This is a genomic window from Mesorhizobium sp. ES1-6, assembly GCF_020164775.1.
Taxonomy (GTDB): domain Bacteria; phylum Pseudomonadota; class Alphaproteobacteria; order Rhizobiales; family Rhizobiaceae; genus Mesorhizobium.
Genome location: NZ_JAIUGU010000009.1, coordinates 150969 through 165128, shown reverse-complemented (window position 1 = coordinate 165128; position 14160 = coordinate 150969). Strand labels below are relative to the sequence as shown.

General features: G+C 59.8%; 13 protein-coding genes, 1 tRNA gene and 1 pseudogene. 8 read left to right on the top strand and 7 right to left on the bottom strand.

Annotation, left to right across the window (positions count from 1 at the left end):
- Positions 1-346 precede the first annotated feature (346 nt).
- The 3 genes from LB564_RS21690 (at position 347) to LB564_RS21680 (ending at position 3411) form a co-directional block, all read left to right on the top strand.
- Positions 347-613, top strand: coding sequence for a hypothetical protein (locus tag LB564_RS21690; RefSeq protein ID WP_224540823.1), 267 nt, complete (start codon positions 347-349; stop codon positions 611-613).
- A complete protein-coding gene (locus LB564_RS21685) occupies positions 606-2867 on the top strand; it encodes a hypothetical protein (protein ID WP_224540822.1) in 2262 nt (753 codons plus the stop codon). The genes LB564_RS21690 and LB564_RS21685 overlap by 8 nt, the downstream gene beginning before the upstream one ends.
- 112 nt (positions 2868-2979) lie before the next feature.
- A complete protein-coding gene (locus LB564_RS21680; protein ID WP_224540820.1) occupies positions 2980-3411 on the top strand; it encodes a hypothetical protein in 432 nt (143 codons plus the stop codon).
- Here the strand turns inward: LB564_RS21680 and LB564_RS21675 are convergent, their stop codons facing one another.
- On the bottom strand, positions 3412-3795 hold the full coding sequence (locus tag LB564_RS21675) for a hypothetical protein (protein WP_224540818.1): 384 nt from the start codon (positions 3793-3795) through the stop codon (positions 3412-3414). It abuts the gene before it with no gap.
- A 674-nt stretch (positions 3796-4469) separates the two neighbouring features.
- Between LB564_RS21675 and LB564_RS21670 the strand changes: the two are divergent.
- Positions 4470-4710, top strand: a pseudogene (locus LB564_RS21670) (hypothetical protein).
- Between the two features lie 347 nt (positions 4711-5057).
- Here the strand turns inward: LB564_RS21670 and LB564_RS21665 are convergent.
- The 4 genes from LB564_RS21665 to LB564_RS21650 form a co-directional block, all read right to left on the bottom strand.
- Complete coding sequence (locus LB564_RS21665; RefSeq protein WP_224540814.1) at positions 5058-5318, bottom strand: hypothetical protein; 261 nt, start codon at positions 5316-5318, stop codon at positions 5058-5060.
- 175 nt (positions 5319-5493) lie between these two features.
- Positions 5494-5931, bottom strand: a complete 438-nt coding sequence (locus LB564_RS21660; RefSeq protein ID WP_224540812.1) for a hypothetical protein — start codon at positions 5929-5931, stop codon at positions 5494-5496.
- Positions 5928-6488, bottom strand: coding sequence for a hypothetical protein (locus LB564_RS21655; protein WP_224540810.1), 561 nt, complete (start codon positions 6486-6488; stop codon positions 5928-5930). Before LB564_RS21655 ends, LB564_RS21660 begins: the two co-directional genes overlap by 4 nt.
- A gap of 224 nt (positions 6489-6712) precedes the next feature.
- Complete coding sequence (locus tag LB564_RS21650; protein WP_224540808.1) at positions 6713-6901, bottom strand: hypothetical protein; 189 nt, start codon at positions 6899-6901, stop codon at positions 6713-6715.
- A gap of 112 nt (positions 6902-7013) precedes the next feature.
- Here LB564_RS21650 and LB564_RS21645 point away from each other — a divergent pair, with 112 nt between their 5' ends.
- Both LB564_RS21645 and LB564_RS21640 read left to right on the top strand, forming a co-directional pair.
- On the top strand, positions 7014-7196 hold the full coding sequence (locus tag LB564_RS21645) for a hypothetical protein (protein ID WP_224540806.1): 183 nt from the start codon (positions 7014-7016) through the stop codon (positions 7194-7196).
- 257 nt (positions 7197-7453) lie between these two features.
- Positions 7454-8563 carry an integrase gene (locus tag LB564_RS21640; protein WP_224540803.1) on the top strand — a complete coding sequence of 370 codons (1110 nt, stop codon included), beginning with the start codon at positions 7454-7456 and terminating at the stop codon, positions 8561-8563.
- A 66-nt stretch (positions 8564-8629) separates the two neighbouring features.
- On the opposite strand, the gene LB564_RS21635 is transcribed toward LB564_RS21640, so the two are convergent.
- Positions 8630-8706 (bottom strand) — tRNA-Pro (locus LB564_RS21635).
- Between the two features lie 200 nt (positions 8707-8906).
- Between LB564_RS21635 and LB564_RS21630 the strand changes: the two genes are divergently transcribed.
- On the top strand, positions 8907-10427 hold the full coding sequence (locus tag LB564_RS21630; protein ID WP_224540800.1) for a phosphomannomutase/phosphoglucomutase: 1521 nt from the start codon (positions 8907-8909) through the stop codon (positions 10425-10427).
- A 10-nt stretch (positions 10428-10437) separates the two neighbouring features.
- Positions 10438-12672, top strand: a complete 2235-nt coding sequence (locus LB564_RS21625; RefSeq protein WP_224540798.1) for a mannose-1-phosphate guanylyltransferase/mannose-6-phosphate isomerase — start codon at positions 10438-10440, stop codon at positions 12670-12672.
- A 6-nt stretch (positions 12673-12678) separates the two neighbouring features.
- On the opposite strand, the gene betB is transcribed toward LB564_RS21625, so the two are convergent.
- Positions 12679-14142 carry a betaine-aldehyde dehydrogenase gene (betB, locus tag LB564_RS21620; RefSeq protein ID WP_224540796.1) on the bottom strand — a complete coding sequence of 488 codons (1464 nt, stop codon included), beginning with the start codon at positions 14140-14142 and terminating at the stop codon, positions 12679-12681.
- Positions 14143-14160 lie beyond the last annotated feature (18 nt).

The window sequence follows — 14160 nt, the reverse complement described above, 5'->3', positions numbered from 1 at the left end:
GCCAAGCTTAAAAGTCGAATGAGAGTTGGCGAGGCCAAGACCGGAAGTGAGCACAGACATGCTCCAGCCGGCCGAGGCGCGTACGAAAGTACGCCCTAACGCTCACTACTTTTGACTTCAACGACATGTTGACGTCTCCCTGTTTTCTAAGACGGATAAGTTCCGTCACTCCGGCACAACTTCATTGCTGTGCCGTGCACCGTGCGAGTACAGCCAAAAGCTGCTTAGAACGCAGGTTGCCGCCGGCAATCACCACTACTGATATCTGATTCACAAGCAGCGCGCAGTGACAGCGCTCGGTATGCCCGCTTTCCACAGGCAACCTTCTTCACAAAGGAAAACCCCAATGGCCACCAAACAAGCGCCCCGCGTGCCGCGTACCCGCGCGCGCACAATCGACCCGGACCAAGCGCTCCTCGACGCATTAGAAAACGCGATATCCTCGGCCGCTACGGCCGGCCACATCGAAGCGCTACGCAGCCGCGGATTTTCGGAAGGCTACGTCATCGCCAGCCTGCTTGCCGGCGCCAAGTCGCTTCTCCGCGGCATGCCGACCAAGCAGCCTTGGTCGGCACTCCTTGAGGGCATGGCATCGGAGGTCCGCAATGGCTGACAAGACCGACGACCTTCTGATTAGCGTTTCCACCGACCTTACTACCATCAAACGCCAACTTAGGCAGCTTGGCGACTCGATCACCGCGTCAACAAGCGGAATCGCCAAACAATTTGACGGCATGGGCAAGAGCATCGACGCATCGATGACGCCCGTGCAACGACGTATCAACGAGATGGTCGGTCTGCCCGTCGCGTCGAAAGTGAAAGAGTGGAAGGGCGCTCTGGCGGACACAGCTAGCGTCCTAGATAAAACTGGACATGCGGCCGGTGGCACCAGCGCCAGTATGCAGGCAATGCTGCACAGTGTGCGGTCAGTAGGCGAGCAGTTGGCGCTAGGCGTATCTCCGGCGCAAGCGCTTACGGGTCAGCTGTCGCATCTGTCTTTCGTCGCCTCGCAGCCGGGCGGCATTACCGCGGCGCTTAAGGGCGTCGGTGACATGGCACTTGGCATCGTCACCAAGTTTCCATGGGTCACTGCTGCAGTCGTGGCTTCGGGTGCTGCGTTCGTCGCCTATGAGGCCATAAGCGGCAAGACTGTCGCAACCGTCGATGACGCATTGGCAGAGCACGCTAAGACCATTAAGGCGCTGCGCGACGCCTACGGCATTGCAGGCGATGGCGCGGAAGATTACGCGCGCCGCTCTATTTCATCGCTTGAGTCCGCGCAGCGTCGTTCGCTGGCTGCGCTTAGGGAATCCGTTGCTGCTGCCGAAAAGCAGGCCAAGGCTGGACTGTCGGATAACGGCGGCTACAGCGGATTCGGGATTCTTGAGCAGCTAGGTTTGGTTGGTGACTCCGACCTAAATGCTGTCAAGACGAAGTTCGCCGCGTTTGCCGAGCCAATCAACAAACTGCGCGAGCAGATCAGGGCCGGCAAGCCGGACTTCGACGCTTTTCAGCAGTCGCTTGACCAGATAGCGGCAACAGATCCAGGCCGCCTAAGGCCGATTGCCGATCAAATCTCGGGCATTATCGATCCGGCAGCGCGCGGACGTGAAGAGATCGACAACTTGTCGGTTGCGTTGGGCCAGCTGACCCAACAGCAAATCGACACAGCGCACACGGCCGCGCAACTCGCCAACATTGAGACTGCAGCGGAAAACGCGCAGGGAGCGGTCGGTGCGTTGAAGGCGATGCTGGCCGACATGGCACGGCTGGGCAGCGGCGAAGGCGCGAGAGGCGACGCGATCGGCGGCAAGGGGTCTTTGGACCGCGCACAGGCGTCGTTCAATGACCAACTCGGTTTGTGGCGTCGCTTCGGTTACGACAACGATTCCGGCATCGATCCCAACAAGCCGAAGAAAGTCCGCACGCCGCGCACTCATGCCGTTCCAAAAACCGCAGCCGACCAGTTCGACAACGACCTGCAGGCCATTCAAGATCGAACTGCTGCGTTAGTTCAAGAGCAGGCCAGTTTGGGCCTTACCTATGAGGCGCAGCAAAAGCGCCAGATCAGCCTGCAACTCGAGCAAACCGCGCTGAAGCAGGTCCGCGAAGAGGCTCGTAAGAAGGGCGATGCTGACTGGCAAAATGCGCAGTTAACGCCGGCACAGATCAAGGCGATTGACGAGGTGTCGGCCGCCTACGCGCGCCAGGCTGATGAACTACGCAAGGCGCAAGAAATCCAGCAGTTGCAGCGCGACGTGCTGAAAGGTGCGTTTGACGACCTGCGCTCAGCGTTAGAGTCCGGCAAACTTAGCTGGAAAACGTTCGCCGACACGGCGACGCATGCGCTCGACAAGATCATCGACAAGATTGAAAACGATCTTATCGACTCGATCATGCAGGCCAACTCGGCAAGCAGTGGAGGCGGTCTTGGTGGCATCTTGGGTGCCATCTTTGGCGGTGGCGGATCCAGCAACGTCTTTCCCGGTGGCGGCTCACTAAACAGCACTGGCGGCCTCTACGACTCTGGCGGCTACACCGGCCCCGGCGGCAAGAAGCAGCCCGCCGGCATCGTCCATAAGGGCGAGGTGGTTTTCAGTCAGGACGACATCAGCCGCCTCGGCGGTGTGTCGGCCGTGGAGGCTATGCGGCGCGGTCAGGCTATCGGTGCGCCTAGTATGCCGTCGATAAGTGCACCGTCTAAGACCGGCGACACGCACGTTACGTTTGCGCCAGTGATAGACGCAAAAGGAGCGCAAAAAGGCGCTGGCGAAGAAATAACGGCCGCCCTGAAGAAGTTCGACAAGGAGTTCACGCCACGCGTCGTCAAGGCGTTGCGGGAAGCCAAGCAGCGGGGGATGGCATGAGGCGGGCAGTTGCCGACTCGACTAAAAAGCTAAAAGGTGCATGTTTGCTTGAAGATATCTTGGGAAACGACGACCAACGTCCCACTTGGCTTCATTCGAAAAGGATCTCCCCGTGTACCGTACCTTTATGGCCCCGATAATCGCTATGCTTGTGGCGCCTTTGATTTGTCTCCCCTGCGCGGCAAATCCAATAAAGATCGCTTGTGGCGCACACAGAGATCAGGGCCCCGAACACGCACATCTGGGCATTGTTAACGATGCCGACATCCCAGTAGAAGACGGCCAATCAGTTTTGTACGTAGATGGAAAGAAGGTGCGCGCCGAAAGCGTTGGCGTTCCCCACTATGATGGGCACGGGGGAACGAACTATTTCTTCAACTATGAATCTGATGATTTACAGCAGATACAGGTGGCGTTTGATCTGAACAATGACACAAATCGGATGTCAGAATATATTAATTGGAGCGTTGATGATTGGGAGGGCAGCCTGAATTTACCAAAATCAAAATCTATTCCGTGCACCGTCACAGGAGAAGATCAGTAGTCAATTTCCGGAGCAGTATTTATAAATCTCCGGAGCGACGTCATCAAAACCAAGCATGATCTGATGCGGCTTTAAAAACGTTGCCGAAATGGTGATTTTGGCTTTTCCTTCCTCTTCTGCGGTACACAAGGCAGCAATGCTGAGTTTGTCGCCGGCAATTTTCGCCTTGAAGCCATCACAAACGCAGCCCCAGCCACATTCAAGGTCATTCTTCTTTATTGTGAAACCTTGATATTCGCCGCCATCTTTGGTGGCACTACAGCTATCTCCTTGCGGGATCCAAACTCCAAGAAAGTCTTTCATTTGAGCCGCGTTGGCTGCAGTGAATGCCGTGCCAAGTGTCGTTAAAACGCCCACGCAAAGAATTATGATGCTGCCTCGCATGGCAAATACCCCATCTTGCTAGAATACCGCAGATACATTGACCAATGTACCTATCTCCCAGCCACAAGCAAGCCGGTGCGAAGCACGTTAGGCCTGATCGCGTGGGCTGATTATGAGACGCCATATCGGGTGCCGCTGTCTGGATAAAGTCGCCGGCGCTCATTTGGGCGGGGGGCTTGGGGTTAAAATGAGCGCCGGCCAGACGGTCCGCTAAGGTCCGCCGCTGGGCAGATGTAGCGCCGGGCGATTGGCTGGCAAGTGGCGTGATCGCGGAAGTAGCCTGATTTGCCGATGCGATGAAATTGCAACGGTAGTTGCGACTAATGTTGTGATCATCGCGTTCAGACCGTTGCGAAAATCGCAACTTGTAACCAATATGGTTCCACCCGAAACGGGAACGAGGAGGCAGCGCTAACTGCCTCCTCGCCCTCTCCGGGGAGCCAACTGGTACGCAGGGTTTGCGGCCGTTTCTCTTGGCCGAGGACGCCGCAAACCCTAGCCAATGCCACTAATCTACAGGCAATGAGCGTCCGCCGCCCGCTGTGGCTGGTTTTTCCCACAAGGTTTTTGTTCCCTGTGCGTTCTTCATGTGGACAAGGCGCTTCCGGCCTTTACACCTGCCAAACATCGTAGGACTATATTCCTTAGGTGCGCGATTTCTAACGGAGATCGCAATGGCAAAGTCAAAACCGTCAAAGCAGCTATCGCAGGCTGAAATCGAGCTCTTTCTGGTGGCGGCCGAGGCTCTGCACTTGAGCATCATCAAACCATTCATATCGCCGCACTGCGACCACTATCGCGCTACCCGCCTCCTGCACGAGGTGCTGTTGAACGCTGTGCGGGAGGTCACAGGGAAGGAGGGAGTTTATCAAGTGGAACACTACCGGGCCGGTAAGGCCTCCTCCTGCTGGGTAGCCAGCAAGGAGCTATCGGTCTAAGTAAGGCGCGCCGGACAGTCGAAACAGAATTTCGCTATAGGGCAGGCGAAGAAGGATCTTCCCCTCTTTCGCGATTGCTCCAGCCATCATGCCCCGGCATAGGAGGCTAACCCCTCCTTGAATCCGTTGGCACATAGCATCGGGACTATCAACAATGTTGGCGTTGATACCAGCTACGACCACTGTGACCCCCTGCGGTATCGCGCCAATTGGCTGGATCACGATAATCCTAATGCCGCCGAGCCAGATGCCAAGGGCGGCTACACAAGCTACAACTGCAGCAACCATCCACTTCATTCTTGTACTGCTCGTGTCCAAATCTCATCACGCCGGGTTGTGGCAGTAGCGGCAGACCTTCGCTTCACTCTTGATGAGTTCTGCACAGCTGGGGCATTTCTTCATACCGGTTGAGAGTGCCTTACTTTCAATGGCGCCTTGATCAGATCGCATTAATAGCGCGTGGGGCAAGGCAACGATGAAAAGTGCCGCCCCGTATATCCACCATGCTACAAACGATTTGCCCTTCGACCTGGCAATGGCCGCAGGTATCAGTCCGATGAGGACTGCGATAATAAGAACTTCCATGTAAAAGCCTCCCAAACCCGCCGCACACTGTGTGCGGATGGCAGATAATGTCAATCCAGAGTTGCCACCGATACACAATTAAGGCGTCGACTAGGGCTGTCATCTCTTGCACTCGCCGCATCCATGGTCTTCCCAAGGAAGTTCCCGGCGCACGGTGCTATGGCAAATAGGGCAATCAGGATCCCACACTGGCGGCCTCAGCAGCTTTTTTCGCCCGGTATGCCTCTAATGCATTGCGTTTCTTTTCAGCCCAAGCGTCTGCGTTGGCTTTGGCTTGCGCCTTTTTGTCTGCCTTGCGTTGCTGAATTTCCTTCCACCGCGCCTCCTCTTCGCGTCGACTCTCCTCGGTACGGACAGCGTCCAGTCGGTATTGGGCGGTGTTGATTTCCGGACTGTGGTAGGCGGCGTAGAACAGTTTGACGAGGTGCACGGGCCGCCCCTGATGAACCTTGTCAAACCGCGGAAAACCCTTGTGTTCAAGAATGGGAATCATATCGCGCTTCCATCGTGACGCGTTTTGCTTTCCAACGATGGCCACTGCGATCTCCAAATCGCTGGCGAACAATGGAAGCTTGTCGAGCGCGATGTTGGAGACGGTGCGAATTTCGTTCATTGGGAACCGTCGCGCATCCGAGCCACACGCTCTTGCCGAAGCGCGCGCTTCCGCTCTTCGGTCCAGTAGGCTGGGTCGCGGTTCTTATGGTCCAACTCGGCAGCCAGCACCGATCGCGCTGCCCGTTTCGCAGCCAACTCCTGTGTCTTGGCCTCGCGCTTGGCGACACGAGCATCAAGTTTTGCGCGCGTTGCCTGACGCTTTGCCTCCAGCCGCTTCTCGCGTTCAGCAACCTCGCGTTCTTTTCGGAGGCGCCGCTTCTCGTCGCGCTTTCGTTGCTCCGTGCGGAGCAAATCCTTGTAGGAAGCGTCAGACGTATAGAACGCAATGGCACTGGCCGTTGCACGCTTCTCTGCAGTGGCAGGCGCACGGATGATTTGCCAAATGTCGAGCAAATCTTGTTCTGAAAACAAGACTCTTCGGTCACCGTGAACCGAGCAGCAACCGTACCGCTTACCGAGCGTAATAACGCCGCGCTGCGTCATGCGGAGGCGCTCTGCGGCCTCCTTTGCGGTGTAGATGGTGCCCAGCAGAGTTTGCGCGTGAATATCGCTCATTTGAGCTAGATTCCATAAAACTAGAATGGAGTCTACACGGAATGATGAGCTAGGCGTTTACGCAATTTGTACTTTGCTGAAACTTGCGTAAACGCCTATAGGCTCTGTGGTTTCTTATGATATGGTGGCACTGGCCTGCCGGATCGGGCAAGCCGGCTTCGACGGGCCGACAGCGACGCTTCGCAGTCAGGGCGCGCCCTGAATTTGAGAATAGGGGCGCGCCCTTATTTGGGTTTGGATCCGCCTTCGAATAGGAAGCCTTCGGCCACAAGGTGATCTGCTAAAACCTTTTCGACATACCCGCTCACCGAGCGTCGGTCTGCTGCTGCTGCCTTGGCCAAGGCGGACTTGATCACGGGCGGCAACCGAAGCGCTAGGTTGGCCGACTTGGCTGGCGTTGTGGATTTGGCCATGAAAATTCCCTTTCCTGTGATGTCATGCAATGTAATGCATTTTTACGTTGACGGCTAGCGTCGGGTATGTAATGCATTGTTGCGCAATGTACTACAACGAGGAGTCCAAAACATGCTTAACATCACCGACACCGAAGACCATTTCCAAACGGCACGCAGTATGCTCCGCGCCATCCTGATGTCGGCCAGCACGATCGCGGCCGACGAGCGCGATAGCCTCATGCTGCACCAGCTTGTTTATGCGGTAGACGGCGAACTTGACGCCATCGAAACGGCCCTTCAGGCGGCAGCCTGAACTGGGGAAATTGCGGTCTGGACAATACATATCCATCCGAGCGCAGGGAAGTTGGGAGGAACAATGAAGGCCGCGAACGATAACGTCCCGCCAGACGCCCCCGTGCGCCTAGCAGACGCCTTACCCTTGGCTTTCCCCCTCGGCGGAATGACTGTCAGCGGGCTTCGACTTGAAGCGGGGCGAGGGCGCCTGACAATCATGCGCATTGCTAACAAGGACTTCACCACGCTTGCCGCCATTGAGGAGATGAAGCAAAAATGTCTCGTACCCGCAAACCAGCGCGGCTTTGGCTCAGGCCTGGCGGCAAGGACAGGGAAGCCGTCTGGATCATCCTCGACGGAAAGCAATACAGCACTGGCTGCGGCCAACATGATCGTGCAGAGGCTGAGCAAGCGCTCGCCCAGCACATCGCCAAACGCTTCTTAGAAAAGCCGACAGAAAAGCATCGCGCCGCGTCGGAGGTTTCAGTGGCGGAGGTGATAGCGCACTACCTTCTCTTGAAAGAAGACGGAGCGCGCCGACCCAAGGAACTGGCAGCAAGAGCGAAAGCGCTGCTCGCCTTCTGGGGTGACAAGACGCTGGACGATATCACCACGAGCACCTGCGCCGCTTATGTCAAGCAAAGGTCATCGCAGACGATGGCCAGACGTGAACTCGAGGATCTACGCGCTGCCTGCCGTACCGCAATCGCCGACAAAGTAACACGGCACGCAGTGACTGTGACGTTACCTGCTAAGCCCAAGGGAAGAGTGACTCACCTCAACCGTGGCGACATGGCCAAGCTTATTCGGGCGGCATACCGCAAGAGGGAGGTCCAGCGCGGGGTTGCCACAAAAAAGAAGGCAACCCTTCATGTTGCTCGATTTCTCATTACTTCGCTTTATACGGGCAGCCGATCGTCGCGGGTCTGGCAGGCTTCGTTTATTAGGCAGCCAGGCAGACCGTACGTCGACTTGGAGGCCGGGGTCTACTATCGCGCCGCGGACCATGAGCACGTCGCCGCAAACAAACAAGCGCCACCCGTGCGCCTGCCTGGCCGGTTGCTGACCCATCTACGCCGCTGGCACAGGCTGGGGGCGAAATACGTGGTTGAGTATCAAGGGCGGCCCGCAGACCCCAAGCGAGCCTTCCGCAACCTAGTGGATGATGTGCTGGGCGATGATGGCAAAGGTATCGTCCGTCATACAATGAGGCATACCGCAACCACCTGGCTCATGCAGGCAGGCGTCGATATGTGGCAAGCTGCCGGCTACCTCGGCATGACGAAAGAGACACTGGAAAAGACCTATGGCCATCATCACCCCGATCATCAGGGAGACGTTGGTGACGCCTTTACAAGCGGGCGCGCGGGAAGGGTACGGCAGTGATTTCCCAATCGTTGCCGCATTCGTTGCCGTGGATTTTCGGGAAGGCAATGAATGCCTTGGAAACACTGGTCGGAGTGGCAGGATTTGAACCTGCGACCCCCTCGTCCCGAACGAGGTGCGCTACCAGGCTGCGCTACACTCCGTGACCAGACGGCGGGCTTATAGCCGCCACACCTCATTCCTGCAAGCGGCAATGGCAGCACTTCTGTCGCATTTCGCCCGCTTTCGTCGGGCATTGCCGCAAAGCTTGGTTTTCCAACCTGGGATAAACGCGGTCTAAAGCCTTGTGTGCTAAGCCGCTGCCTCGATAGATCGTATTTGCGCCGCCTGGAGCTCTCAAATCTTGCCCCCAAAAATCGTTGGCGAAGCCTTGCCCAACAGCTTCGAGTTCGAAACCGCGGCGCTGATCAAGGCATCCGGTTTTCGCGAATATGATGCGCGCTGGTGGTTCGGCCATCCCGGGTCGGCGGTGCCGCCGGAACTCAACCTGATCGGCGTCCAGGCGCTTGGCATGGGCCTTGGCACGCTGATCCGGCGTCTCGGCGCCGGATCCGACATCGTTACCGGGCATGATTTCCGGTCCTATTCGCTTGGCATCAAGCTGGCGCTGGTGTCCGGACTGATGGCGGCCGGCGCACGGGTGAAAGACATCGGCTTGGCGCTGTCGCCGATGGCCTATTTCGCCCAGTTCGCGCTGGAGACGCAGTCGGTCGCCATGGTCACCGCCTCGCACAACGAGAATGGCTGGACCGGGATCAAGATGGGCGCGGCGCGGCCGCTGACCTTCGGGCCCGAGGAGATGAGCGCGCTGAAGGCGATCGTGCTCGCCGGCGATTTCGATCTTACAGGCGGCGGATCCTACGAATTCATCCGCGATTTTCGCGCCACCTATCTCGATGACCTGACCGAGGGCAAACGCGTCATGCGGAAGCTCAAAGTGGTCGTCGCCTGCGGCAACGGCACTGCTGGCGCCTTTGCCCCGGAAGCCTTGCGGCGCATCGGCTGCGACGTGGTCCCGCTCGATGTCGAACTCGACCACACCTTCCCGCGCTATAATCCCAACCCGGAAGACATGCGGATGCTGCATGCCATCAGGGACAAGGTTCTGGAGACAGGGGCCGATGTCGGCCTGGGCTTCGATGGCGACGGCGACCGCTGCGGCGTCGTCGACAATGAAGGCAACGAGATCTTTGCCGACAAGATCGGGGTCATGCTCGCGCGGGATATTTCGCGGCTGCATCCGGGATCGACCTTCGTCGTCGACGTCAAGTCGACTGGACTGTTCAACACCGATGCGGTGCTGCGCGCCAATGGCGCCGTTACCGACTATTGGAAAACAGGCCATTCCTACATCAAGCGCCGCGTTGCCGAACTCGGCGCGGTCGCCGGTTTCGAAAAGTCAGGTCATTTCTTCTTCAACCCGCCGATCGGGCGCGGTTATGACGACGGGTTGGTCACGGCAATCGCCATCTGCCAGATGCTGGACCGCAGTCCAGGCCGTTCGATGGCCGATCTCTACCGCGCCCTGCCGCTCACCTTCGGTACCCCCACCATGTCGCCGCATTGCGCCGACGAGGTGAAATACGGCGTCGTCGAAAGGGTGGTTGCCGATTTTCAGGCGATGCAGCGCGAAGGCGTGGAGTTCGCCGGCCAAAAAATCGCCGCGCTCGTCACCGTGAACGGGGTCCGCGTCGTTGCCGAGGATGGCACCTGGGGTTTGGTTCGCGCCTCGTCCAACAAGCCGGAACTTGTCGTGGTGGTGGAGAGCCCGGTATCGTCCAAGCGGCGTCGCCAGATGTTCGAGGCCGTCGACGCCGTGTTGCGCCGCAGCCCGGAGGTCGGCGCCTACAACCAGACTTTTTGACGGGATATCCATGAGCCAGCGGATCGTCAGTTTTGTCATGAGCGGCGGCGTCGGCTCTCGGCTATGGCCGCTGTCGCGCGAGGACAATCCCAAGCAGTTCCACGATCTGTCGGGTGACGGCTCGATGCTGGCCAAGACCTTGCGCCGCCTGGCGGCCAGACCTGCTGGCGAGACGCCGATCTTCCTGATCGCCTCGGAGCGTCACGCCGAGCGTGTCCATGCCGACCTGGCCGGTCTCGATCTTGCCGGTGGCGGCCCGCTGTTCGAGCCCGCGGGACGCAACACCGCCGCCGCCGTCGCACTGGCGACGCTCCGCACCCTGTCGGAATTCGGCGACAGCCTGGTGCTGGTGGTGCCTTCCGACCATGAAATAGCGACGGCGGGGCAATTCTGGCAAAGTATCGAAGCGGGATCGCAGGCGGCGCGCGCCGGCCGCCTGGTGGTGTTCGGCATCAAGCCGACCCAGCCCGAAACCGGTTACGGCTATATCGAGGTCTCGGCCGAGAAGGACGGGGTATCAGACGTTTCGCGCTTCGTCGAGAAGCCCGACCTCGAGACGGCAAATGATTATCTCAAGGCGGGAAATTTCTATTGGAACACCGGCATCTTCCTGTTCAGGGCCGGAGCCATGCGCGACGCCTTCGCTGCGTTCCAGCCCGATATCTGGCGCACGACCGAAGCCGCCTACAAGGCGGCGACATCGGATCTCTCCGGCCTCTATATGCCGCTGGATCTCTACACGGCCATCCCGTCGAACTCGATCGACTACGCCATCATGGAACGGGCAAAAGACATAGCCATGGTGCCGGCCGGTTTCCGCTGGAATGATCTCGGCTCCTGGCAATCGCTCCTCGATGTCGGTCCCGCCGACGGTCAGGGCAATGTCGTCGTTGGCGATGTCGTCGCCATCGACTGCGAGAATTCCTATATCCGCAGCGACGGCCGCCTGCTGTCGGCGATCGGCATGAAGGACGTTGCCATCGTCTCGACGGCGGATGCCACTTTCGTTGCCCCGGTCAGCCACAGCCAGCACGTCAAGAAAATCGTCGAACAGCTGGAAAAATCCGGACGGCTGGAAACCCGATTCACGCCGGCGCATGACCGCGTCATCGAAAGCGGCGCCTGGCGGCGGCGTGTGCATCACTGGCTGTTCCAGGAGACCTTGCCGCTGTGGTCGACATCAGGCGTGGATGAGCGCAATGGCGGCTTCCATGAGGCGCTGGGTTTCGACACCAAGCCGCTCGTGAAACCCAAGCGCATGCGCACCCAGGCCAGGCAGGTCTATGCTTTCGCGGTGGCCAAGGCGCGCGGCTGGACCGGCCCGGCCGACCGGTTGATCGCGCATGGTATCGACTTCATGGCGGGGCAGGGCCGCACCGAACGGGGCGGTTGGGTGCGCACGCTGAATGTCGACGGTTCCGTCGCCGACCCGGTCGAGGACGCCTACGATCATTCCTGCATTCTGCTGGCGTTGGCGCATGCGCACATGTCGGGCAATCCCGACGCCTTGCGGCTCGGCGAAGAGACTTTCGCCTTCCTCGATGCGCATCTGGAGGACAGCCGCTTGACCGGCTTCCTCGAAACGTCGGACGGGGCGGGCGAGCGGCGCTCCAACCCGCACATGCATCTGCTAGAAGCTTTTTTGGCCTGGCACCAGGCGACCGGCGAGCGGGCGCATCTGCGTCGCGCGGCACGCATCATCGATCTCTTCCGCAGCCATTTCTTCGACCCTGACAGCTGGACGCTCGGCGAGTATTTCGATGCCGAGTGGAAACCGGTCCTGGGGGAGAAGGGGAACTGGACCGAACCCGGCCACCATTTCGAATGGGCTTCGCTGCTGGTCGATTTCGCCGGTCGCAGCGGCCAGGCCGAGCTCAGCGTCTTTGCCCGAAAACTCTATGCCTCGGCCATCGCCAATGGCCTCAACCGCGCCACCGGCCTTGCCTACGGGGCCGTGTCACGGCAGGGCCTGCCGCTCGACCTTATATCGCGCAGCTGGCCTCAGGCCGAAGCGCTCAAGGCGGCGATCGCGCTCGACGGCTCCGGCGGCCCTGATCTCAAGCCGGAGATTGAGGCCCGCGTCGGCCGGCTGTTCCGCTGGCACATCGACCCGGCGCCACTGGGTCTGTGGATCGACCGCATCGACGAACGCGGCCGCTCGCTGGCATCGGACGTGCCGGCGAGCATCTTCTACCACCTCGTCTGCGCGCTGACCCAGTATCTGGACGGGACGGCGGACAAGTAGCAGGGGTCAGTAAGGGCTCGCCACGTCCCCGGTCTCGACATAGACCGACTTCAGCTGCGAATAGAGCGCCAGCGCGGCCAGAGAGTTCTCGCGGCCGATGCCGGACTGCTTGACGCCGCCGAAGGGGATCTCCACAGGGGTCAGATTGTAGGCGTTGATCCAGCAGGTTCCAGCCTGCAACTCGGCGATGACGCGGTGGGCGCGAGGCAGGTCGCGCGTGAACACGCCCGCGGCAAGACCGAACTCGGTGTCGTTGGCGCGATCTATCACCTCGTCCTCGCCGTCGAATTTCAGCACGCTCATGACCGGACCGAAAATCTCCTCGCGAGCGATGCGCATCGTATCGGTGACGCCGGTGAACACCGTCGGCTCGACGAAAAAGCCGCCCTGGAAGCCTTGCAGCGACGGCACATTGCCGCCACAGGCGAGCGTGGCTCCATCCTGCTTGCCGGCCTCGATATAGCCGACGACCCTGTCTTGCTGCGCCTTGTTGACCAGTGGGCCCATCTGCGTTTCAGGGTCGAGCGGATCGCCGATGCGGATTTTCTTGGTTCGCTCGATCAGCCGCTCGACAAAGCGGTCGTGAATGCCGCTCTGGACGAAGACGCGCGTGCCGTTGGAACAGATCTGGCCGCTCGAATAGAAATTGCCGAGCATGGCGCCGCCAATGGCATTTTCGAGATCGGCATCGTCGAAGACGATCAGCGGCGACTTGCCGCCAAGTTCCATCGTTGCGTGCTTCATCCTGGAGCCGGCGAGCGACAGCACCTTGCGCCCGGTCGGCACAGAGCCGGTCACCGAGACCTTGGCGACGACATCATGCCCGACAAGCCCCGCGCCGACATCGCCATAGCCCTGCACGACGTTGAACAGCCCGTCGGGCAGGCCGGCCTCCGAGTAGATCTCGGCCAGCGCCAGCGCCGAAAGCGGCGTGTTTTCCGATGGCTTGAACACCATGGCGTTGCCCATGGCGAGCGCCGGCGCCGATTTCCAGCCGGCGATCTGGATCGGATAATTCCAGGCGCCGATGCCGACGCAGACGCCAAGCGCCTCGCGGCGCGTGTAGGCGAAGGGTCCGCCGAGGTCGACCGCTTCGCCATTGAAGACGGCGACCGCGCCGGCGAAAAATTCGAGGCAATCGGCGGCGGAAGGCGCGTCAGCCACCAGCGTCTCCTGGATCGCCTTGCCGGTGTCCAGCGTCTCGATGCGGGCAAGGTCGGCGTTGCGGGCGCGCAAGATGTCGGCGGCTCGGCGCAGGATGCGGCCGCGCTCGACCGGCTTCAGCCGCGCCCAGGCCGGCTGTGCGGCGCGTGCGGCCTCGATGGCGAGTTCCAGCACGTTCGGCGTCGCCGAACGCAGCATGGCGATGGTCTCGCCGGTGGCCGGATAGATCACCGGCAGCGGCGCGCCGCCTTCGTCCTCGATATAGCGTCCGTTGACATAGTGCGAAGCCGTGGGCTGGGCGCGCATCGGGAAGTCTCCAAATCA

Bases quoted from the DNA above. Each gene is read 5' to 3' on its own strand.
- betB (WP_224540796.1), bottom strand. From the start codon at position 14,142: ATGCGCGCCCAGCCCACGGCTTCGCACTATGTCAACGGACGCTATATC.
- LB564_RS21650 (WP_224540808.1), bottom strand. From the start codon at position 6,901: ATGGCCAAATCCACAACGCCAGCCAAGTCGGCCAACCTAGCGCTTCGG.
- LB564_RS21660 (WP_224540812.1), bottom strand. From the start codon at position 5,931: ATGAACGAAATTCGCACCGTCTCCAACATCGCGCTCGACAAGCTTCCA.
- LB564_RS21640 (WP_224540803.1), top strand. From the start codon at position 7,454: ATGTCTCGTACCCGCAAACCAGCGCGGCTTTGGCTCAGGCCTGGCGGC.
- LB564_RS21685 (WP_224540822.1), top strand. From the start codon at position 606: ATGGCTGACAAGACCGACGACCTTCTGATTAGCGTTTCCACCGACCTT.
- LB564_RS21625 (WP_224540798.1), top strand. From the start codon at position 10,438: ATGAGCCAGCGGATCGTCAGTTTTGTCATGAGCGGCGGCGTCGGCTCT.
- LB564_RS21665 (WP_224540814.1), bottom strand. From the start codon at position 5,318: ATGGAAGTTCTTATTATCGCAGTCCTCATCGGACTGATACCTGCGGCC.
- LB564_RS21655 (WP_224540810.1), bottom strand. From the start codon at position 6,488: ATGAGCGATATTCACGCGCAAACTCTGCTGGGCACCATCTACACCGCA.
- LB564_RS21675 (WP_224540818.1), bottom strand. From the start codon at position 3,795: ATGCGAGGCAGCATCATAATTCTTTGCGTGGGCGTTTTAACGACACTT.
- LB564_RS21645 (WP_224540806.1), top strand. From the start codon at position 7,014: ATGCTTAACATCACCGACACCGAAGACCATTTCCAAACGGCACGCAGT.
- LB564_RS21690 (WP_224540823.1), top strand. From the start codon at position 347: ATGGCCACCAAACAAGCGCCCCGCGTGCCGCGTACCCGCGCGCGCACA.